Here is a 21,630-nt window from a genome sequence, read left to right on the forward strand (position 1 = left end):
CACCCCATGGTCCCCGCCTGCCAACCAGTGATGTTCAGATTTGCAGCCATGATCACTTCGCAAGACCTAAGCGCGCAGCAAATCACGTTTTTCCCGGACTACAGAGGGACAAATCCATACCAGACGCTGCTTTACGAAAGTCTGGAACCGGCATTCACGGCAGAGCCGGGGTCGATCGAGGATGCGCTGAGCCTGCAAGCCGAAGCACCTGAGCGTCCGCACCTGTTCCATCTGCACTGGGAGCATGCCGTGCTCATTGGAGCCGGCTCCCCGAAGTCTGTCGAAGAGTTTCTGGACGATTTGGCAAGGTTTCGCGCCGCCGGCGGCAAGGTGGTGTGGACAATCCACAATCTTGCACCGCATGACAGGCAAAAGGGCGCTGCGAACGATGATCTCCAGGCCGGCCTGTGTGAGCTTGCCGACATACTCCATCTGCACTCGCTCCATGCGCTGACCGCCGCACGAGCTGAATTGAAATTGCCTGAAAGAAAGATCCGGATCATCGCGCATCACAACTACGAAGGCGCGTACCCGGTCTACGCGCGCAGCACCGCACGCAGCGAACTGGGACTGTCGGGCGCTCGCCGTGTGGTGCTGTCTCCCGGGCGGATCGCGCCTTACAAGCAACCGGTCGAACTCGCAGAAGCCTTCCTTGCTTCTGCCGGAGCTGATGACCGGCTGGTCTTTGCAGGCGAACAGGCAAGCAACTTCACACTCACGCTGCCCGGGGACGACCGCCTTGTGCTGTTCGAGGGTTTTGCGACACAGGAGAATGTCGGCAAGCTGCACGCCGCCGCCGATTTTGTCGTGCTGCCCTACCGGGCGTCGCTGACATCGGGTTCCGCCATTCTGGCCGCAACCTTCGCGCGCTCGGTTCTTGGACCGGACATGCCCGGTCTCCGGGACGTTGTCGACCCTCCGAAATCCGGCCTGATCTACGAAGACGGCTGTCTCGCGGCCGCCCTGAAGAGCGCGCTTGAAGAAGACACCGGTGTGTGGACGGAACGGGGCCGGCACGCAGCCGAAGCAGCGGCGGCACGCGACCGGACAACGCTGGCGGCCACTTGGCAGGACGTGCTGACATCCCTTACAAAATCACCTTTCGGCAGGTATGGAGTTGGATGAAGGATTTTTCTTTCCAGATAAGCTGGGGCCGCAAGGAAAAGACACCCGGGCTGGATCCGGGTGAAGCCGCCTGGCCATTCAACAGCGACAGCCCGGTCATCGACGGTCTCGTGCGACCCAGCAAGGCGGTCTCGATCATGCTGGTCAATCTGTGTGGCCTTGGCTGGGAAGACATCGAACTGCTTTTGCCGGCGGCCCGCAAGGGTGCAAAGGACCAGGACATGCTGCCGGTGATCGTTGTGGATCTGACCGATCTTGTACCGCTTCAGGAGACCGGACTGGCCTACGATGCGCTGCCCAATGTCACCGCCGGTGCCTTGTCCCTTCCCGAACTCGACTGGCGTGCCTATTTCGTCAGGCGGAAGGACCTCCTGCTCGAGAAGTGGCAGCCGGAAGCAATCGTTCATCTTGGCAACGACAAGGACTGGTGACACCGTGCTCGACCTGTCGACATGTGATGCCGTATTCCTGAGCTTTGACGAGCCGAATGCCGACACGCATTTTGCGCGTGTTCTGGAGCTTCTGCCGCACGCAAAGCGCGTACATGGTGTCGAGGGGTTCGATGCAGCGCACAGGCAGGCAGGTGAACTCGCCGCGAGCGATCACGTCATCACCATCGACGCGGACAACCTGCTGATTGACGATCTGTTTTTCACCGGCACATTCGACGTATCGCCACGGGATCGGGGCGCGGTGTTTTCCTTCAGCGCCCGCAACGTCCTGAACGCCCTTGAATATGGCAATGGCGGCGTCAAGATCTGGCCCCGCGAAGCCCTGGTGACGCTGCGCTCGCATGAAAATGCCCAGCGCCGGGAGGCCGCCGTCGACTTCTGCTGGACAACTCCCTACTTCCAGGTCAACCGCGTCCTGTCTGAAGTCCACATGACGGCAAGTCCGTTTCAGGCTTTCCGGGGCGGATTTCGCGAAGGTGTGAAATTCAATCTCGCCGGTGGCATTCTCGCCTATGAAGCGTGGCCCGATCTTCCGAAAGGCGAAGCGCTCTTTCAGCACATTGGCGCTGCCAACCTTGAGCGCCTCAGGATCTGGTGCAGCGTTGGCGTTGACGCGCCAAACGGCGACTGGGCCATCTTCGGCGCACGCCTCGGCTGCGTGATGACGGCACTGGAGGACTTCGACCACGTCCGCGTGGCCGACTATGGCTGGATTGAAACATTCTGGCGGCAGGACGTTCTTCAGAACTGGAATGACGCCGCTGCAAGGCGTGACAAGACCCTGGAACTCGGCGCTCGCCTGAATGACGACCTGGGATTGAAAATCGCTGATCTCGACGCCGCAGCTTCCCGCTTCATCAAATCAACCTATCGCCCTCAGCGGGCATTCGGCATGACAATGACCGCATGACGGGCGCAAGGCAATCCGGCGATGATGCTCAGCCGTCGCTGTCCCTCACGACGAACACCGAGCACCCAGCCCTGCGCACAACCCGCGACGCGGTCGATCCCAGGAAATAGTCCTGCGCCGATGGGTGGTGCGATCCAACCAGGATAAGGTCAGTCCCGGCGGCCTCGGCAAAAGCGGCGATCTGTACGCCCGGTTTGCCGGTGACGACCTTGCAGCTGATGCGTTCGTCCCCATCGGCTGCCGACCTGAGCCTGTCTTCCACCTTCTGCGTCAGGTGATTGTCGATCTTGAGATCGACAAATTCGGAGACGAAGCCGGGAATGTTCTCCAGCACAGTCAAAAGCGTGATCCGGCCATCTTCGGCCAGAAGATGCCGTGCGATTTCAAGCTTCCGGTCGACAAGCGTTTCGTGGTCGAGCGCAACCGGAATGAGGATATGCTTATACATGCGCTTACGTTGCCTCCGTTTCCTTCGGTGTGGCCGGATCGATCCGCTGGATGTTCGGCGGCCGTCTTTATCTCAGGTTCCGCCCTCGGCGAGCTTTCGCAAGGCGTCAATGTAGCGAACCGGCACATCGATGCCGTTTGCTTGCGCCTCGCGGATCGCGGAAGACCGGCGGCTGCCGGGCAGACGTGCGCCTTCCTGCGTTTCAATGAGCGACAGCAGTTCCTCCAGCCGTTCGGCGAACTGACCGTCCTGCGGTTTCATGGCAATCAGGAACTGACCGACCCCGGGGGACGGACCGTCTGCCTTGAAGAATGACGTTGCCTGCGAACTGAACGACGCACCCGTCATCACGGATGCAAGAATTTCCACCATGAGTGCCAGCGCCGTGCCCTTCGCCTCTCCGATAGGCAGCATGGTCCCTGCCAGCGCCTTTTCCGGGTCGGTCGTCGGCTTGCCTTCTGCGTCCAGCGCCCAGCCTTCCGGGATCGGCTTGCCGGCCTTGTGCGCGCTCATCACCTTTCCGCGCGCAACCCTGGACAAAGACAGATCCATGACGAGCGGATCACGGCCGCCGCGCGGCGCAGCGAAGGCGATCGGGTTGGTGCCGAACACGGCTTCCTTTGCTCCATAAGGGGCCATCGCAGCCGGCGTGTTGGCTACCATGATGGTAACGAGCCCTTCCCGGGCGAGCTTCTCCACCTGCACCGACAGGGCCCCGCAATGGTGCGAGCGCGTAACACCCATCGTGACGCAGCCGCTGGTCTCGGCGAGTGCAATGCCTCTTTCCATGATCTGTTCAAGCGCCGGATAGGCGAAACCGAAACCCGCATCCGCCAGAAGACTGCCGGTCCCGGTCTGGTGGATCTCGACAACCGCGTTTGCATTGATCTTGCCGGTGCGCACTTGCGCCGCATAATCTTCAACGCGGGAAAAACCGTGCCCCACCTGACCTTCCGCTTCTGCGGCAACCAGCGCCCTTGCAACGCAACGAGCGATGTCACCGGAAACACCAACACCGGCAAAGGCCGATTGAATCAGGCTGGTCGCCTCATCAAGGCTGAGTCGATTGCTCGGTTCCACGCGTATTCCTTTCCATTGCGGGCGGCCGGGTTGCCGGCCGCCTGCCGACTGCGTTTAAGCGCTGCGGTAGAGCTTGGTCATGGAGAACTCCCGGTGACCCAGCGCTTCGGCAGCTGTGTTGCGGCCGTTCGCCGTGCGGCGGATCATGTCGATCAGTTCATCGCCCGCCTCGTCAATCGTCATCTCGCGCCGCAAGATGCCGGAAACGTCCACGTCGACATGTTCGCTCATGGTCCGGACGGTGCGCGGATTGGCCGTGATCTTGATGACGGGCACGATCGGATTTCCGACCACGTTCCCCTGCCCGGTCGGGAAGGTGTGGATCACCGCGCCACCGGCCGCCATGAGTGTCACGCATTCCGCGGCAGCGGAAGAGGAATCCATGAAATAGAGCCCCTTGCCGGATTTTGGTGCTTCCGCAGGTTCCAGAATATCGATGTACTGCGACGTGCGGCCGATCTTCTCAAGGTTGCCGAGCGCCTTTTCCTCGATCGTTGTCAGACCGCCCTCGATGTTGCCCTTGGTCGGCTGGCTGTCGGAAAGGTCATCAGTCTGGTGTGCGAAAATCACATCGTCCTGATACGCCTTCCACATCTTGTACCAACGCTCACCGACCTCTTCGTTGATCGCGCGTTTCTGGCAGATGTGTTCCGCACCGGTGATTTCGGACGTTTCGCCGAAGAAACCGGTGATGCCTTCCGGCAGCAGCTTGTCATACATGTTGCCGACGGTCGGGCACGATCCGAGACCTGTCGTGGTGTCGCTCTCACCGCATTTCGTAGACACCCAGATATCGGAAATGGAGCACTCTTCACGCTGAAGTTCGCTCGACCAGTGCACGAACTCCTTCGCTTTCCAGGATGCGGCACGGATCGTCTCGAAGTCACCGTTCTGCTCGATCGAGAACTCGGCCACCGGCTTGCCGGTTTCCCGGATCCCGTCGGCGATCCGCTTGGTCCAGCCGGGCTCGATACCGATCACGACGACAGCAGCGACATTCGGGTTCGCACCGGTTCCTATCATGGTTCTGAAATGGAGTTCCAGATCCTCGCCGAATTGCAGGCGGCCATAGGCGTGCGGGATCGCAAGCGTGCCCTTCACATTGTTGGCGACAGCTTCACAGGCAGCGTTTGAAATGTCATCGACCGGAAGGATGACGACGTGGTTACGTACGCCCACTCTGCCGTTTTCGCGCCGGAACGCTTTCACCGTGATGTTTGAATACTTGGAAGACATGGACACGGCTCCTTACCAGCGCTTGGTTTTGCAGTTATGGGTATGGACGTGGCCGCCCTTCGGAATCTCGGCAATGATCTTGCCGATGTCCTCGCCGTATTTGATGGCGGTGTCGCCGTCGTTCAGGTCCTTCAGGGCAATCTTGTGTCCGATCGGCACGTCTGCGCCCGCTGTCAGCCGGAACGTGGAATTGTCGTGGGTGACACAGCACAGCATGTCGGTGCCGGCGGTCAGGCCCTCCACAACGACCACGCCGACATTGTCGGCATGCTCGTGAACGAGAAGGTGGGGAATTTCAGACATGAATGTCTCCTTAGGCGTCTGGTGTCAGTAAAATCTTCGGAACCGCGACGTGACCGGCGCGCAGGTCGGTGAAGGCGCTCAGCCCCTCCGACAGCGGGCGGCTTTCAACCCAGTCGAGTGCGCCGAGCCGGCCATCGAACATGGCTGCTGCGGTGTCGCGGAAGTCTTGTGCGGTGTAGGTATACGTGCCGATGAATTGAATTTCCTGAAGGGTGATCCGCCGTATGTCAAGCCCGCCTTCAGCTGAACCGAGGCCGATATGGGCGATGACGCCTCCCGGTTTGACCCTGGCCGACGCCGTGGTACGCGTGGCAGGATATCCGACGCCGTCCACGACGACATCGTAAAGCCCGCTCGCCTCCACCTGGTCCGGGCTCAAAACGTCTATGCCGCAATTTTCCTGCAGAAAATGTGCTCTCTCCGCATTCGGCTCAATCAACTGGACATTTGCGATGCCCTGCGCCTTTAGGGACAGGGCAGCGCCCAGTCCGATGGCGCCGCCACCAATCGCAAGCGCGCGTGCGTTTGCCGGGTCTGTGGCAAGCGCTTGTATTGCCAGCCGCACCGCGTGCCAGCCACAGGCAATCGGTTCGGCAAGCGCGGCCTGTGCGTCGGTGACGTGGTCGGGCACGGTTACCAGATTGCTTTCCGGCATTGCGAGGTAATCGGCAAAACCGCCTTCGCGCGGCGGCATCGAAATGATCTGGCGGTTGACGCACAGGTTGTCCCGTCCGGAAAGACAGGCTTCGCAGACCCCGCAGCTCACCAGCGGATTGACCGTGACACGCCGTCCGGATTGCGCGCCTGATACCACCGTCCCGGCAACTTCATGCCCAAGGATAAGCGGCGCTGGGCGGCGTTCATCATGGCCGAGGAAGGCGTGCATGTCCGAACCGCAGATACCGGTATGGGCAACCTTGATCAGGACCTCTCCCTCGGACGGTACCGGATCGGCAACATCCCTGTAGGACTGGCTCTCGGGCCCGGTATAGACAAGAGCTTTCATTTTGCGGTGAACCCTCCATCGACCATCAGCACCTGGCCGGTCACATAAGCAGACGCATCCGAACAAAGAAACAGCAGCGGCCCGTCCATATCCTCCAGTTCGCCATTGCGCCCGATGCATGTTTGTGCCGCGTTGCGCTTCGCACGTTCGTCGTCGCCGAAGACAGCCGCGGTCAGTTCCGTCGGGAAAAACCCGGGGCCGATCGCGTTTGCGTTGATGCCGTCCTTCGACCACGCTTCTGCCATTGCCCGCGTGAGCTGACCAATGCCGCCCTTCGACGCGCCATAGGCGATACCGCCCGGGAACGCGCGCGTTGTCTGCAGGGACGCAAAGGTCACAATCCGGCCCCAGCGCTTTTCCCGCATCGCCGGCACAAAGGCTTTTGAGAGGAAAAACGGAACCGTCAGGTTGAGCGACAGGGTGATGTCCCACCCCTCGGGCGTCACCTCGTCGGCCGTTTCGCGTGTATTGATCCCGGCAGCATGCACCAGGATCTGCGGCGGTCCGAACGAACCGGCAATGCTAGCCGCCACGCTTGCGACACGCGCGCGGTCGGAAAGATCCGCCGTGACGGCTGCCGTCTGTCCGCCCGCATCCCGTCTCCACTCCTCCAGGTCAGCAGACCGTCTGGCAACCCCGACGACAGACGCACCGGCCCGCGCAAGCGCGGTTGCTGCACGCCGGCCGAGCCCGGAGCTTGCACCGGTGACGCAAGCCACCTTGCCGGAGACGTCGAACAGATTGGCCATTCGGTCAGGCTTCCGGATCCGCTGTCAGATCGAATGTTTCCTGCGGGAAATATTTCTTCAGCCGGATGTCTGCCGTTCGGGCATGGCCTTCCATCCCTTCAAGCCGGGAAATGCGCGCCGTGGCTTCGGCAATCGGCTTGGCACCGTCTCGCGTTGCACGCTGCCACGTCACGATTTTCATGTACTTGTGGACCGACAGGCCACCTGTGTAACTCGCCGCGCCCGAGGTCGGAAGCACGTGGTTGGTCCCCGATGCCTTGTCGCCGAAGGCCACCGTCGTCTCTTCGCCGAGGAACAGCGAGCCGTAGCAGGACAGACGGTCGAGCCACCAGTCCAGATCCTCGGCCTGAACGGTCAGGTGTTCCGGCGCATAGGCATCCGAGGTTGCCGCCATTTCCTCGCGGGTGTCGCACACGATGACCTCCGCGTAGTCCCGCCAGGCGGCGGTCGCGTTGTCGCGGTTCACCTCCGGAAGGTCATCAATGAGCTGTGGCACGAGAGACATCACCTCTTCTGCCAGAGACCTCGTATCTGTCACCAGCCAGACAGGTGAATTGTAGCCGTGCTCGGCCTGTCCGACGAGATCCGCAGCCACGACCATTGCATCGGCGCTGCCGTCTGCCAGGATCAGACTGTCCGTTGGTCCCGCGATCATGTCGATGCCCACGCGGCCGAACAGGATCCGCTTGGCCTCCGCAACGAACTGGTTGCCCGGCCCGACCAGAATGTTTGCCTTGGGCAGGCCGAACAGGCCGAACGTCATGGCAGCGACACCCTGGACCCCACCCATTGCCAGGATCTTGTCCGCGCCGCACACCTTGGCAGCGTGGATGATGGCGGGATTGATGCCGACACCGGGCCGAGGCGGCGAGCAGGCGATGATGTTCTTGCAGCCGGCGACCTTGGCCGTCGTCACCGTCATGATCGCGCTGGCAATATGACTGTAGCGCCCGCCTGGTATGTAGCAGCCCGCCGTTTCGACGGGGATGCTTTTCTGGCCCGCGATCAGGCCCGGAATGACTTCGACCTCGATATCCTGGCAGGTCTCCTTTTGCGCCTCTGCGAAGCGCTTCACATTGGCATGGGCGAACTCGATATCCCGTTTCAGTTTTTCCGGGACCTTGGCTGCTGCCTCGGCGATCGCCGCATCGCTGAGCAGAATGTCGCCGTCATACTTGTCAAACTTGGCCGCGTAGTCGAGTGCCGCTGCATCCCCACCCTGCTCGATCGTATCCAGGATTTCCTGCACGATCTTGGTGGTTTCGGACGCGTCGGTTTTCGACGTGAGGACCGCTTTCTTCAAATACTCAACAGTCATGGTGCACCTACTTGTAAATGTCTGGCAGCAGCGTGGTGGAGAGCGCCGGCACATAGGCGATCAACAGCGTCACGAGCAGCATGAAGAAGACGAACGGAACTGCCTTCGCTGCGATCTTCAGGATCGACTCGCCGGTCAGGCCCGACACCACGAACAGGTTGAGACCGAGCGGCGGTGTAATGAAGCCCACACCGAGTGCGGTGATCATCATGATACAGAACTGAATTTCGTTCATGCCGATATTATCGGCAAGTGGCTTCAGGATCGGTGCCAGGATCACGATGTTCGGGGTCGTCTCCATGACACAGCCCGCGGCGATCAGGATCAGGATCATCAACAGGATCAGCAGCGCCGGCTCACTGGTCAGCGATGTGACCGCGTAGACGAAGCCCTGCGGCACCCCGAGGATAGCGAGCGCCTGCGCAAGAGGCAGGGAAAAGGCGATGATCGGAACGATAACGCCGTTCACCTTGGCCGAGCTCACGAGCATGGCCGGAAAGTCCGACAGCTTCAGCGTCCCCAGGAGGAACCCCATGCCGATGGTGATCATGACCGCGACCGCGCCCGCCTCGGTCGGTGTCAGACGACCGGAGAAGATGCCGTAGAAGATCACACCTGGAACGATGAATGCGTACCAGCCGGATTTCAGCGCCTTGCCGAGATTTGCCGCCCATTCGCCGAAGGTCATCAGCCCCCCGCCCTCATAGGCATAGATACGGTTCATGACGATATTGGTCACGAGGATCGAGACGAGAATGGCAATGCCCGGGATCAGCGCGGCCAGGAACAGCGTCGACGCCGAAATTCCGAGCACGAGGCCGATGATGATATAGGCGATCGACGGCGGGATCAGGATGCCGGTACACGCACCGGCGGCAACCAGGGCACAGGCATAAGGACGCGGGTAGCCGCTTTCCACAAGCCGTTCGATGGTCATCCGGCCAACGGCTGCAGCACCGGCGGCGTCGGACCCGGAAATGGCCGAGAACATGCCGCAGACCAGAACGGTCGCGGAGCCGAAACCGCCTTTCGCCCAGCACGTCAGCGCTTCCGCAACATCGAGAAACTTGCGGCTGAGACCGGTGCGCACAAGAACGTCACCTGTCAGGATGAACAGCGGAACGGCTGTCAGGGCGAAATGGTCGATCCCGTGGAACAGGCTTTCACCGACCAGCGAAAGCGGCAGCGCGCCGGAGATCATGAGCATGGCGATTGCCGCTGCCCCGATGGCGGCCCAGACCGGAACGGCAAGAGCGACCAGAACAACGAAGATCAGAACCGGGCCATAAAAATCCCATCCCAGCTCGACGGTCTGTTGCTGAAGTTGATTCCAAAGCATGGCTGTCTCCCTCAGTCGAACAGTTTGTCGCCTTCGTAGACGGGACGGCCGTCACGAAAGTCTTTGATGTCACGAAGAAGGGACTGGGCCAGTCGGAACAGCACCAGGGCGAAGCCGAAGGGCACGGCGGACAGGAACCAGACCTGCGAGATCCGCAATCCATGGGTCACCGAGCCGAATTTCGCGGAAACCAGAACTGTCTCAAGCGACCAGTAGAAGGCGACGACGGCAACGAAGGCCATGACGAGATCGCCGAATATGTAAAGCACCGCTTTCACCCGCGGGCTGACATACTGCATGATCACGTCGATGCGGATGTGTCCGCGCTCCTTGACCGCTGCCGCAGCACCGATCCACGCGAGGTAGATAAAGGAATAACGGACGATTTCCTCGCCCCAGATGGACGAATAGGCAAAGACCTCACGCCGGACCACTTCAATGAACATGGTCAGCACAAGCATCACGTAGAAGACCAGCAGGAGCCATCGCTCGCCGTTCCGGTCCAGGGCTTGAAGAACATTCGACATGGGGCACTCCTCTGCCGTTCCCATCAGATAGATCTGATGCGGTCATCGGGCGTGGTGATGTTTGAAAAGGGACCAGGCCAGCGCCTTTGGCGCTGGCCGATCAACGCATCAGATCATGCGTCGTGGACGTAGTAACGGCCCATCGTGTTGGCAGCTTCTTCAAGGCGGCCGAAGGCGTCCATGGAACCGGCAAGCTCAACCTTGAACTGATCCCACTCTTCACGCTGGTATCCACCGGCAGCTTTCCATTCGGCAAGCTGATCTTCAGACAGCGAATGGAATTCAACGCCGGATTTCACCAGTTCGGACATCGCGTAGGCGCGCGCGGCCGGAACTTTCGCCAGGTTCTGCTGGGCGGTGATTTCGCCTGCGAATTCGATGCCTTCCTGGACATCGGCCGGCAGCGAATTGAACCACTCCAGGTTCATCGAGTAGACCTGACTGTCCGGCACCGCCTGGGTGAAGGTGACGTGGCTCAGGATGTCCTTGAAGCCGAAGACGTAGAGAGCGCCGACGGACGGATCAAGCGCATCGGCAACACCCTGCTTGATGGCCGACGGTGTCTCGCCCCATGCAACCGGCGTCGGGTTTGCACCGACCATGCGGTAGTACTGCTGCAGCATCGCGGAACCGGGAACGCGGAACTTCACACCCGAAAGATCAGCCGGTGTGATCACCTTGTTGCCGCCCTTGCGCACGGCGACGACGCGCGGGTCGATGACGACGTAGAAAAGCGCCTTGAAGCCGGAAGCCTCGATTTTCGGATGCACTTCCTTTTTCCAGGCGTCAGACGTCACGAGGTTCGTGAAGCGCTGGTTGGAGCCGCAGAAATACGGCATGTTGATGAGGTCGACAGCCGATGCGAACGGAGCGAAGTTCGACAGGGAATGCTGCGCAGCCTGGATCGTGCCGCCTTGGACGGCCTGTGCCAGCGCGCCACCGGCACCCAGCTGTCCGCCAGGTGCGAGCTTGACGTAAACCTTGCCGTTCGTCGCGTTCTGGATGTTTTCCTTCAGATCGAGCTGCATGATCGGATAGCTGCGCGACGCGCCCAGGACATAGGCGGTTGCAAGCGTCATGATATGGTCGGCAGCCTGCTCGCGTGACCGCTCTTCCTGCGCTGTCTGAGCCACTGCAGTGTCTGACCAGAGCACACCCGCTGCACCTGCAACGACGGCCGCCGTGAAGCCGCCGGCGCTGGCAAGCTTCAGGAAATTGCGGCGCTCATGCGAGGCGAGATCTTCTGTTTTCTTCATGTTTTCCTCCCAAAAATCCAACAAGTTCAGTTATTCGCCGGTTCTTTTCTTTGCTTCTCTCTTCAGGACTGCTGCGGTGAACGCAATCGAGATGGCGAACAGCAAGAGCATCTCGCCAACGTTGCCAAGCAACGGCGTTGCACCAAATGAACCGATCGAAACATTGATCACAAATGCGGCAAACAGGACGGCCGCCAAAACCAAAAGCATGATCACCTCCCAACGATCAGATAACCCGGCTTTCAAAAATGTAAGCGCTTACATTTTTATTTGCAAGCAGAAAAAATCGTTCTCTGAAAATGAAAATGCATATAAGGGTGTCCGAACCTTTGACACGTGTCTCGTTTCAACGCTCAACTGGACAGATGGAAGAAGTCACGAATTCACTGATCGGAGAAGTCCCGACACTAGCTGACGTCGCCGCTACGGCAGGTGTGTCGACGGCGACCGTGTCCAGGTGTCTCAACACACCGGACCGGGTCACCAAGAAGACGCTGAAGATCGTCATGGATGCGGTCGATCAACTGGGATATTCGCCGAATTACAGCGCCCGCGCGCTCGCGGCAGGTCGTACCAACACGATCGGTGCGATCATTCCCACCATGGAAAACGCAATCTTCGCCCGCGGCATTCAGGCTTTCCAGGAAGAGCTTCAGCAAAACGGCTGCACGCTTCTCGTTGCTTCCTCTTCCTACCGTGAAGATCTTGAGGAAGAACAGATAAAAACACTGACGGTCCGGGGCGCGGATGCCCTGCTCCTGATCGGCTACCAGCGCAATCCGCAGATCTACACCTATCTGGCAAAGCGAAACATACCCACGGTGCTGACCTGGGCGTCCAATCCGGAAAAACGGCATTTATCGGTCGGTTTCGACAACCGTCTTGCCATGCGCTCGCTCGCCGAACTGGTCCTGCAGAACGGCCACACCGTTATCGGCTGCATCTCGGCCGACACCGCCGCCAACGACCGGGCGCGTGATCGTGTCAGCGGAATTCGCGATGCCATGGCAGCGGCCGGCCTGGACCCGTCGGACCTGATCGTCCAGGAAACGCAGTATTCAATCGAAAAGGGAGACATGGCCTTTCGCAGCCTCATGTCGCGGGACGTTCGTCCGACCGCCGTCATGTGCGGCAACGATGTTCTTGCGGTCGGCGCGCTGCGTGCCGCCACCGCCCTGAACATGAGCATACCGGGCGATGTTTCGATCACCGGTTTCGACGACATCGAGCTGGCCAGTGTCGCGCCGGTGCCGTTGACGACCGTTCACGTCCCCCATCGGCGCATGGGGCAATGTGCAGCGCGGGCGCTCATGAGCGCGATCAGCGGCGAGCGCCCGGAAAGCGTCGAACTCCCCACGACGATCTGCCGTAGGAACACGCTTGGCCCGGCTCCGCAGACAGGTTCCTCAAAACGATAGCGATTTTCTGAGGCGAGGTACGCATGCCGTAAGACGCTGGGCGCGTTGATGCAAATGAACCGGCCCCGGCGGCAACCCTCAATCCAGGTCCTCGATCGGGTTCGGCCCTGTGTAGGTCCAGCGATAGGCCGGAGGTGTCGGTCCCTTGTTCCGTCCGCCCTGCTGCATCTGCTCCCAGGCATGGGCAAGCACGCCGACCGAGCGGGACAGGCAGAACAGGCCGCGCGCCAACTGCGGCGCAAAACCGAGTTCCGCATAAACGACCGCCGTGGCACCATCGATATTCATTGGTACCGGTTTGCCTTTTCGGGTGTTGAGGATCTCCTGAACGGCTCTGCCGATGGCGGCAAACCGTCCGCTCACCGTTCCCTCCCGAGCTGCCGCATCGATAAGCCCGAGCAGCCGGGGAGCGCGCGGATCCTCCGGTTTGTGGAACCGGTGCCCGAACCCGGGAACGAACCGGCTTCGTTCGGCCTGCCAGCGGTCGATCTCCTGCGCAGCCGCCTCTTCAAGCGTAAGCCCGGTGGCAGTTGCTTCGTCAATTGAAACATAGAGTTCCACGGCTTGCTCGCCGGCCCCGCCATGGACATCGTCAAGCATGTTCACCGCCGAGGCCATGGCTCCGTTAAGGCCGAGCCCGCACGTGACCGCCATGCGTGCGGCGGCAATCGAAGGCGCTTGCGGCCCGTGGTCGACCGCCGCCACAAGAGCGCATTCGAGCAGCTTTGCCTGGCCGTCATCCGGCAGGTCGCCGCGCGTCATCAGCCAGATCATCTGCGGAAACGATATGTTGCCGATCAGCTCTTCAATCGGATGGCCGCGAAACCGGATCTGGCCCGGCACCATGTCGATGATCTCCGTCGACCACCAGTCCGAAACGTCCTTGCCGGATGAACTCATAACGCACCATCTTCCCGCAACGCCTTCAGCTCCGCTTCGGATACACCGAGGTCGCACCAGATTTCATGATTGTGCTCTCCCAGGAGCGGCGGTGGCGCATCGACTTCCGGTGCCTTGCCATCGAGTTTGACACCCGTCCTTGTGACCGTGATATCGCGCCCGACACCGGGGACATTCTTGTATGTGCCCAGAAAACCGCGATCAGCAACCTGGGGCATCTCCAGCACTTCTGGAACCGTGAGCACGGCGCCCGAAGGCACACCGATGCGATTGAGTTCCTTGGCCCAGTCGCGCGCAGGACGGGTTTTCAGAACCGTTTCCAGGTCTGCCTTGAGTGCCAGCCGGTTCCGTTTCCGGTCTTCGCGTGTCGCATAGTCGGGCCGCTCACGCAGCTCACTCAGGCCCAGATGATCCGTGAGCAATACCCACTGTTCGTCCTTGTTCGCCGCGATGTTGAGCAAGCCATGGCCTGCCTCGAACGCACCCGAGGGTGCCGATGTCACATTCTCGTTGCCGTTGGCAGCCGGTTCGACACCTGCATTGAGGTAGTTCGACACCACCCAGCCCATCGTTGCCAGAACCGATTCCAGCATCGACACGTCGATGAAGCTGCCTCTTGGTGAGGCATTCAGTGCAGCCGAGATGGCGAATGCCGCAGTGATCCCACCCACTGTATCGGCAACCGGATATCCGACCCGGAGCGGTGCACTGTCCTTGTCACCCGTGATCGACATGACACCCGATGCACCCTGAATGATCTGGTCATAGGCCGGACGGTGGACCCAGGGTCCGTCCTGGCCGAAGCCGGAAATGGCGCAGTAGATCAGCCGGGGGTTCTGCGTTTTCAGCGTGTCGTAGCCGGCGCCGAGCCGGTCCATGACACCCGGACGGAAATTTTCCACCAGCACATCCGCGGTCTTGACGAGCCTCAGGAACAATTCCTTGCCCTTCGGATGCTTGAGATTGACCGTGACCGATTTCTTGCCTGCGTTCTGGGCGAGAAACGAGACACCCATTCCCTTGTCGTTCAGGTCAGGGTCTGCCCCGAGCTTGCGTGCAAGATCGCCCCGGCCGGCGGCCTCGACCTTGATCACCTCCGCCCCCAGATGCGCCAGGTGATGGCAGCAAAAGGGGCCGGCCAGCACGTTTGTCAGGTCAAGGACCCTGATCCCTTCAAGCGGTGTCGACACCTGGCGCGTTCCTCAATCCGGCCGTCAATCAATCCCCGTCGGCAACGCCTTCGGCGCGAAGCCTGGCGCGTCTTGCCCGGTACCCCGGCAGAACCACAAGCACAACGGCAAGGATCAGCAGCGCCAGCGTCATCGGGCGTTCCCAGACAAAGCCGACGCCATCGTAAAGCTGCATCGCGCGGGAGAAGTTGTTCTCAAGCAATGGCCCGAGAATGAACCCGATCAGCAGCGGTGCAAGCGGATAGTCCGCAAACCGGAACAGCGTGGCGCAGATCCCGAAGCCGACAAGGATCAGCAGTTCCGTTGCATTGTTCTGCCCGATATAGGCGCCCATCAAGGTGAAGAACAAAATGAACGGGATCAGGTAGTTACGCGGAACTGCGAGGACCTTCGCGATATAGGGGATCAATGGCAGGTTCAGGATCAGCAGAACCAGGTTGCCGAGATACATGGAGATGATCACCGCCCAGAAGATCTGCGGTTCGTCCACCATCAGGCGCGGACCGGGACTGACATTGAGCGCGATCAGCGCCCCCAGCAGGATCGCGGTTGTGCCGGAACCTGGGATGCCGAGGGTCAGCAGCGGCACGAAGGATCCCGTGCAGGCAGCATTGTTTGCGCTTTCCGGAGCGGCAATGCCCTTGACCGAACCCTTGCCGAACTGCTCCTGCTCTTCCTTGGAGGCAATATTGCGCTCAACCGCATAACCGAGAAACGACGCGATGGTCGCGCCGGCGCCCGGCAGGACGCCGATGAAGAACCCCTGGAGCGACTGGCGGCCAATGACCGGCGTGATGCTGCGGGCTTCTTCGCCGGTGATCCTCAGATTTTTGATCTTTCCACCGTCGCTGCCATCCCCGGTCTTCGAACGGTTCGGGTCGAGCACGAGGAAGATCGCTTCCGGCAGCGCGAACATGGCCATCGCAAGCGTGATGAAGCCGAAGCCCGACTGCAGGTCCATGACGCCCATGGTGAAGCGCGGCGCGTTGAACAGGACGCCTTCGCCGACAGTTGCCATCATCAGCCCGAGAAAGGTCATCAGCAGCGCCTTGCCCACCTGTCCGGTCCCGGCGAAGGCGGCAATCGCCGACAGGCCGACCACCATCAAAGCGAAATACTCGGACGAGTGGAAAAGCAGCGCGACAGACGCCAGCGCAGGTGCGAACACCATCAGCAGGATCGCACCGATCGTGCCCCCCGAGAACGAGGCGATGGCGGCAACCGTCAACGCCTTGCCCGCCTGTCCTTTTCGCGCGAGCGGATACCCGTCGAACGAGGTCGCAACGGTGGAAGCAACGCCAGGAGCGTTGATCAGGATAGAGGATGTCGACCCGCCGAAAACGGCACCGTAATAGACACCGGCAAGCAGGATCAGGGCCGCGGACGGATCGCCGATCGTGATGGCAACCGGGATCATGATGGCGATGATCGACATCGGACCAAGGCCCGGCAACATGCCGATAAAGGTGCCAATCAGACAGCCGCCGACGACCATCAGGATGTTTGTGAATGTAAAGGCCGTGGAGAGGCCGGTCAGAAGTCCTTCAAGCATCTCAGCCCCCGCTCACGAAAAATGGGAAAGGACTCAGGAAGATCCCAAGCACCACATCCACAAGGTACCAGACCGTCCCCGCCGCGATGGCCGCAACAAGCCCCATCGTAATGTAACGGCGCTCTCCAAGAATGAAGCTGCCGACCGTCAGGAACAGGAACGTGGCTGCGAGAAAACCAAGGGGTCTCAGCAGCAGCGCATAGGCGACCATCAGGGCGAGCAACAGCACCGCCTGACCAACCTTGTATTCATGCAGACGCGACAGGTTGATGTCCGCGGCGTCCTTCTTTTCGGGAGATTTCTCCAGGCCCAGCAGAATGGAAAGGGACAAAAGGATGCCCCCGATCACCAGGACTTTCGGAAAGCTCGATGGCCAGATCGGACTGCGCTTCATGATCGGCGGCAGCAGCGCGTCCATGGTGAAATAAGCTGCATAGCCATAGGCCAGACAGATCAGCAGGATGACTAGGGCCAGCCAGCGGTCGAGCGCCATCGTTCCCCCCCAGGATTTCTTGATTGGTCGACGCGTCCGGGAGGACCCGGACGCGCATTTCGTCTTCTCGGTTTGAACCGGTGCTTAGAGGAAGCCGAGTTGCTTCATAAGATCGCCGATCACCTGCTCCTGCTCTTCCAGGAAGGAGCGGAAATCATCGCCCGGGTTGTGAATGTTGACCCAGCCGTTGCGTGCACGGACTTCTTCCCACTCCGGGGTGTCGTACATCTTGGCAATCGCACCTTGATAGGCAGCCAGCTTGTCAGCCGGAAGGCCCGGTGCAGCAAAGAAACCGCGCCAGTTGACGAAGGTGGTGTCGTTGCCCTGCTCGACCATGGTCGGTGCATCTGCATAGGCATCCACGCGCTCAGGTGCCGTCACGCCAATGATGCGGACTTCGCCGGCCTTGGCCAGTTCAACAGCTTCGGAGAAGCCGGTGGAAACAGCCTGGACTTCGCCCGAAAGCAGACCGGCCATTGTCTTGCCGCCGCCATCGTAAGGCACGTATTTCAGCGCAACCGGATCAGCGCCGGCTGCCTGGAAAACCATGGCCGCGACGAGGTGGTCCATGCCGCCCGGAACGGAGCCGCCGCCAACAGCGGTTCCAGCTGGATCAGCCTTGAAGGCTTCGATCAGGCCGTTGACGTCCTGGATGGAGCTGTCCGCAGGCACCACAAGCGCCGCATAGTCACCGATCGTGCCGGCAACCAGGGTCAGATCACGGAAGTTCTGCGGGAACACACCGGTCAGCGAGCGGATCACGATCGGGGTCGAGTTGACCATGAGCGTGCCGTGGTTGCTGTCGGCGTTTTCGATCAGGTAGCCGATGGCCTTGCCGCCACCGCCGCCGGACATGTTTTCATAAGATGCCGAACCGACCAGACCGGCTTTGGTCAGGGCTTCGCCTGTTCCGCGCGCGGTTCCGTCCCAGCCGCCGCCGGCGCCGCCCGGGATCAGGAAGTGAATGCTGTCGACAACTTCGTCAGCGAAGGTCGGTGTTGCGAATGAAAGAGACGCGGCAGCAGCCGCCAGAACGACCCGGCGGGTCATCTTCATAAGTGTCATAATATCCTCCCAGACACGCAGAGGCTTCACGAGCCTCTTGCAAACCACAAAAGAAGTGGGAAAGCTGACAGGAACCTGTCACGTCATCAAAAACATTGGCAAACGGCTGAAAACATGCGCTTCCTGCTGATCGAGGACAACGAAAAACTGGCAAAGGCCATTGTTGACCGGCTGAGTCTGGACGGGCATGTGGTCGATCACGCACCTGATCTGGAGACCGCTGCGGACTGTCTTGCCTCGACGGGATACGAACTGATTCTGCTCGACATCATGCTCCCCGACGGCGACGGCAGGACCTTTCTCGAAACACACCGTACGGGCGACAACGACACGCCGGTGATCGTTCTGACTGCACGCTCGGAAGTTTCGGATCGGGTCCGAATGCTCGATCTCGGCGCAGACGACTACATCACCAAGCCGTTCGACTTTTCCGAACTGGAAGCCAGGTGCCGCGCCGTGCTCAGGCGCAGACAGGGTGCGGCGCGCAACCAGAAGACCTTCGAGGACGTGATCTTCGATCCTTTGGCAGGTACTGTCGCGGTCGCGGGCGAAGTATCGGATCTCAGGAACCGCGAACTGCGTCTCCTGGAAGTCTTCTTCTCCGCGCCGGACATGATCTTTTCGAAATCGCATCTGGTCGACAGGCTGTTTTCATATGACGAGGACGTTTCGGAAAACGCCATCGAGGTCTATGTCGGCCGGGTCCGCAAGAAACTGCAGGGCGGCCGCGTCAGGATCGAGACCGTTCGCGGGGTCGGCTATCGGATGACCGCCACATGACGACCGTCCATGCGCGTGGTTCCCTTCGCAGACGCCTCCTGCTTCAGCTTCTTCTGGTGGCCGCGATCCTCTCCGTCGCGCTTTATTTCACCGTGCGCGCGCTTGCGCAGCAGGCCGCCGAGACAACGCAGGACAACATTCTGATCGCCTCCGCCACAGCGATATCGGAGGCGGCCCGTGCCGAACGCGGCCAGATCCTTGTGGACGTCCCCTATTCCGCCCTCTCCATGCTCGGCTCGATCGCGGAAGAACGGGTTTTCTATCGTGTCACGGCGGACGATCTGACCGTGACCGGCTACGATGACCTGCCGATGCCGCCGGCCGCTTCGGAAGTAGGCGCAGCGGTCTTTGCAACCTCGATCTACAAGAGTGACGAAGTCCGCGTTGCAGCCCTTCCAAGGCGTCTCACGGTCGGCGATGAAACCGTAATCCTGACGGTTCTGGTCGCCCAGACACGACTGGGCCTTGCCGCTGTGTCGCTTCAGATCTCCATTGCGGCGGCAGCCGCCGGCGTGGGCTTCTTTCTGCTGTCGGGTGCGCTCAGCTGGTTCGCCACCAACAACGCCATGCGTCCGCTCAACCGGCTCGCGCAATCGGTTGAAAGGCGCGGTCCCCAGGATCTCAGTCCGGTTGAAACATCCGCGCCGACCGAACTTGTTCCTCTGCTCCAGTCGCTCAACACCTTCATGGCCCGCCTGAGCGCGTCGCTGGCGCGAACCGAAGACTTCATCGCCGAAGCAGCCCATCACGTGCGCACGCCGCTCGCAACGGTGCGGACGCAGTCCGAAATCGCCATGCGCAGCGTGCGCAAGCCGGAAAACAAGCAGATCCTGCGTGAAGTGATCCGAGCAGCGGACGAAAGCTCGCGCTCCGCCGGGCAGCTTCTCGATCATGCCATGGTGGCGCTGCGCTCGGACAATCTGGAAAAAGAGAAACTGAACATGAAGGATCTCGCCCAGGACGTGATCCGGTCGATCAGTCCGACAGCGGACCTGAAGGATATCCGCATCACCTGTTCCGGTTCAGATACCACGAGTTCCGTCGAGGGGGATCCAATCCTTCTCCAGAACGCCCTGCGAAACCTGCTCGACAATGCCGTGAAGTATTCACCGGAAGACAGCAGGATCAGGGTCGAGATATCGGAAGATACGTCCACCGTGCAGGTGGATGTTCTCGACGAAGGCCGGGGCCTTGGAAACGGTGACCGGCAACGTTTGACGCAGCGCTTCGGGCGGGGAGACAACGTGAAGGATATTATCGGTTCCGGCCTCGGCCTGACCATTGTGGACGAAGTCGTGCGGGCGCACGGTGGAACGCTGGCATTGACGGACAATCCGGAAGGGAGAGGAACGTGCGCCTCCATAACTTTGCCCTCGGCCTGATCACGGGGCTGATTGCTCTGGCGACACCGGCGCATGCTTTTGTTGCCGAAGAAGAACGCCTGTTCGACGTCGACAATCCATCTGCAACCTTGAACATCATTTCAACTGCGGACCTCGACATCTTCTCGCCCCTTGTCGATGCCTTTCAGGAGCGCAACCCGACAGTCCGGGTGCGCTACGTCACCGCGTCCAGCAGCGAATTGATGAAAGCCCTTTTTGAGGAAAATGCCGAATTCGATATCGCTATTTCCTCCGCCATGGACCTGCAGACCAAGCTCGTCAACGACGGCTTTGCCGAGCGCCATGTCTCTGCCGAAACCGGGTCGCTGCCCTCCTGGGCGAAATGGCGGGACCGGTTGTTTGCCTTCACGCAGGAACCCGCCGTGCTTGTCTATTCCAGGGAAGCGTTCGAAGGCCTGCCGCAGCCCACGAACCGGGACGAGCTGATTGCGCTCCTGAGAGAAAATCCCGACAGGTTCAACGGCAGGGTCGGCACCTACGATATCCGGGAAAGCGGTGCCGGATATCTCTTCGCAACGCAGGATTCGCGCCAATCTGAATCGCTCTGGCGCATGGCCGAGGTCATGGGAAGACTGAACGCGAGGCTCTATTGCTGCTCCAGCCAGATGATCGGAGATGTTGCCGATGGCCAGCTGGCGCTGGCCTATAACGTGCTCGGCAGTTATGCCGCGCAGCATCTGGAAAACCACCCGGACCTGGACATCCTCCAGTTCAAGGATTTCACCACCGTGATGCTGCGCACGGTCCTGATCCCGACAACCGCCCGCGATGCGGATCTCGCGGGTCAGTTCATCGATTTCCTCGTTTCCGCGGAAAACCGGCAGCTTATCGAAGACCTGACCGGGTTGCCGTCGATCGACCCGGCCGTCCTGCAACGGGAAGCCGCCTTCCGGCCGATCCGGCTCGGACCCGGACTTCTTGTCTATCTGGATCAGCTCAAGCGCAGAACCTTCATCCGCGCCTGGCTGAACGCCATGGTGCAGCCATGAGACCTAGAGCATCGGACGGTAAGTGTGCACCATTTGATGTTGGCAAGCAGCTCATTCGGCAAGGCGCGTCGCGCAGGGCGATGCGGTGTAT

The 21,630-nt window shown here is 60.6% G+C and carries 23 protein-coding genes; 7 read left to right on the plus strand and 16 right to left on the minus strand.

Going from position 1 to position 21,630, the window contains the following annotated elements:
• The first annotated feature begins 48 nt into the window (after positions 1-48).
• Genes RBB49_RS12205 through RBB49_RS12215 form a run of 3 tightly spaced genes read left to right on the plus strand, consistent with a single transcriptional unit; the run spans position 49 to position 2,487 of the window.
• On the plus strand, positions 49-1,125 hold the full coding sequence (locus RBB49_RS12205) for a glycosyltransferase (RefSeq protein ID WP_306143067.1): 1,077 nt from the start codon (positions 49-51) through the stop codon (positions 1,123-1,125).
• Complete coding sequence (locus RBB49_RS12210) at positions 1,122-1,556, plus strand: hypothetical protein (RefSeq protein WP_306143068.1); 435 nt, start codon at positions 1,122-1,124, stop codon at positions 1,554-1,556. The genes RBB49_RS12205 and RBB49_RS12210 overlap by 4 nt, the downstream gene beginning before the upstream one ends.
• A complete protein-coding gene (locus tag RBB49_RS12215) occupies positions 1,534-2,487 on the plus strand; it encodes a hypothetical protein (protein ID WP_306143069.1) in 954 nt (317 codons plus the stop codon). The genes RBB49_RS12210 and RBB49_RS12215 overlap by 23 nt, the downstream gene beginning before the upstream one ends.
• Before the next feature lie 28 nt (positions 2,488-2,515).
• Here RBB49_RS12215 and RBB49_RS12220 read toward each other — a convergent pair whose 3' ends face one another.
• From RBB49_RS12220 to RBB49_RS12270, 11 genes are all read right to left on the minus strand, one after another.
• Complete coding sequence (locus tag RBB49_RS12220) at positions 2,516-2,935, minus strand: universal stress protein (protein ID WP_306143070.1); 420 nt, start codon at positions 2,933-2,935, stop codon at positions 2,516-2,518.
• Between the two features lie 72 nt (positions 2,936-3,007).
• The gene (locus tag RBB49_RS12225) at positions 3,008-4,015 is read right to left on the minus strand and encodes an Ldh family oxidoreductase (RefSeq protein ID WP_306143071.1); all 1,008 of its coding nucleotides are present in this window, start codon (positions 4,013-4,015) and stop codon (positions 3,008-3,010) included.
• Positions 4,016-4,069: 54 nt separating this feature from the next.
• The gene (locus RBB49_RS12230) at positions 4,070-5,251 is read right to left on the minus strand and encodes a UxaA family hydrolase (RefSeq protein ID WP_306143072.1); all 1,182 of its coding nucleotides are present in this window, start codon (positions 5,249-5,251) and stop codon (positions 4,070-4,072) included.
• Between the two features lie 12 nt (positions 5,252-5,263).
• Positions 5,264-5,554: a UxaA family hydrolase gene (locus RBB49_RS12235; protein WP_306143073.1), complete on the minus strand. Its 291-nt coding sequence runs from the start codon at positions 5,552-5,554 to the stop codon at positions 5,264-5,266.
• Positions 5,555-5,564: 10 nt separating this feature from the next.
• Positions 5,565-6,560 carry a zinc-binding dehydrogenase gene (locus tag RBB49_RS12240; protein ID WP_306143074.1) on the minus strand — a complete coding sequence of 332 codons (996 nt, stop codon included), beginning with the start codon at positions 6,558-6,560 and terminating at the stop codon, positions 5,565-5,567.
• Positions 6,557-7,309 (minus strand): SDR family NAD(P)-dependent oxidoreductase, encoded by a 753-nt coding sequence (locus RBB49_RS12245; protein ID WP_306143075.1) that lies wholly within the window; start codon positions 7,307-7,309, stop codon positions 6,557-6,559. Before RBB49_RS12245 ends, RBB49_RS12240 begins: the two co-directional genes overlap by 4 nt.
• A gap of 4 nt (positions 7,310-7,313) precedes the next feature.
• Entirely contained in the window at positions 7,314-8,627 is a 1,314-nt protein-coding gene (hisD, locus tag RBB49_RS12250; protein ID WP_306143076.1) for a histidinol dehydrogenase, read from the minus strand.
• 7 nt (positions 8,628-8,634) lie between these two features.
• Positions 8,635-9,966, minus strand: coding sequence for a TRAP transporter large permease (locus RBB49_RS12255; RefSeq protein ID WP_306143077.1), 1,332 nt, complete (start codon positions 9,964-9,966; stop codon positions 8,635-8,637).
• Between the two features lie 11 nt (positions 9,967-9,977).
• A complete protein-coding gene (locus RBB49_RS12260) occupies positions 9,978-10,493 on the minus strand; it encodes a TRAP transporter small permease (protein ID WP_306143078.1) in 516 nt (171 codons plus the stop codon).
• Positions 10,494-10,606: 113 nt separating this feature from the next.
• Entirely contained in the window at positions 10,607-11,749 is a 1,143-nt protein-coding gene (locus RBB49_RS12265) for a TRAP transporter substrate-binding protein (RefSeq protein ID WP_306143079.1), read from the minus strand.
• 30 nt (positions 11,750-11,779) lie between these two features.
• Entirely contained in the window at positions 11,780-11,959 is a 180-nt protein-coding gene (locus RBB49_RS12270; protein WP_306143080.1) for a hypothetical protein, read from the minus strand.
• Positions 11,960-12,114: 155 nt separating this feature from the next.
• Here RBB49_RS12270 and RBB49_RS12275 point away from each other — a divergent pair, with 155 nt between their 5' ends.
• A complete protein-coding gene (locus RBB49_RS12275; protein ID WP_306143081.1) occupies positions 12,115-13,167 on the plus strand; it encodes a LacI family DNA-binding transcriptional regulator in 1,053 nt (350 codons plus the stop codon).
• Positions 13,168-13,245: 78 nt separating this feature from the next.
• Here the strand turns inward: RBB49_RS12275 and RBB49_RS12280 are convergent, their stop codons facing one another.
• The 5 genes from RBB49_RS12280 to RBB49_RS12300 form a co-directional block, all read right to left on the minus strand.
• Positions 13,246-14,067 carry a citryl-CoA lyase gene (locus tag RBB49_RS12280; protein WP_306143082.1) on the minus strand — a complete coding sequence of 274 codons (822 nt, stop codon included), beginning with the start codon at positions 14,065-14,067 and terminating at the stop codon, positions 13,246-13,248.
• Positions 14,064-15,257, minus strand: coding sequence for a CaiB/BaiF CoA-transferase family protein (locus tag RBB49_RS12285; RefSeq protein WP_306143083.1), 1,194 nt, complete (start codon positions 15,255-15,257; stop codon positions 14,064-14,066). The genes RBB49_RS12280 and RBB49_RS12285 overlap by 4 nt, the downstream gene beginning before the upstream one ends.
• 28 nt (positions 15,258-15,285) lie before the next feature.
• Positions 15,286-16,809: a tripartite tricarboxylate transporter permease gene (locus RBB49_RS12290; protein WP_306143084.1), complete on the minus strand. Its 1,524-nt coding sequence runs from the start codon at positions 16,807-16,809 to the stop codon at positions 15,286-15,288.
• Position 16,810: 1 nt separating this feature from the next.
• Positions 16,811-17,302 carry a tripartite tricarboxylate transporter TctB family protein gene (locus RBB49_RS12295; RefSeq protein ID WP_306143085.1) on the minus strand — a complete coding sequence of 164 codons (492 nt, stop codon included), beginning with the start codon at positions 17,300-17,302 and terminating at the stop codon, positions 16,811-16,813.
• A gap of 84 nt (positions 17,303-17,386) precedes the next feature.
• A complete protein-coding gene (locus RBB49_RS12300; protein WP_306143086.1) occupies positions 17,387-18,367 on the minus strand; it encodes a tripartite tricarboxylate transporter substrate binding protein in 981 nt (326 codons plus the stop codon).
• 114 nt (positions 18,368-18,481) lie between these two features.
• Between RBB49_RS12300 and RBB49_RS12305 the strand changes: the two genes are divergently transcribed.
• The 3 genes from RBB49_RS12305 to RBB49_RS12315 are packed head-to-tail and all read left to right on the plus strand — an operon-like array spanning position 18,482 to position 21,539.
• Positions 18,482-19,147: a response regulator transcription factor gene (locus RBB49_RS12305; protein WP_306143087.1), complete on the plus strand. Its 666-nt coding sequence runs from the start codon at positions 18,482-18,484 to the stop codon at positions 19,145-19,147.
• Positions 19,144-20,529 carry a sensor histidine kinase gene (locus tag RBB49_RS12310; RefSeq protein WP_306143088.1) on the plus strand — a complete coding sequence of 462 codons (1,386 nt, stop codon included), beginning with the start codon at positions 19,144-19,146 and terminating at the stop codon, positions 20,527-20,529. The genes RBB49_RS12305 and RBB49_RS12310 overlap by 4 nt, the downstream gene beginning before the upstream one ends.
• Positions 20,499-21,539: an ABC transporter substrate-binding protein gene (locus RBB49_RS12315; protein ID WP_306143089.1), complete on the plus strand. Its 1,041-nt coding sequence runs from the start codon at positions 20,499-20,501 to the stop codon at positions 21,537-21,539. The genes RBB49_RS12310 and RBB49_RS12315 overlap by 31 nt, the downstream gene beginning before the upstream one ends.
• Positions 21,540-21,630: the final 91 nt, after the last annotated feature.

The organism is Roseibium sp. MMSF_3412 (assembly GCF_030733265.1).
Classification (GTDB): Bacteria; Pseudomonadota; Alphaproteobacteria; order Rhizobiales; family Stappiaceae; genus Roseibium.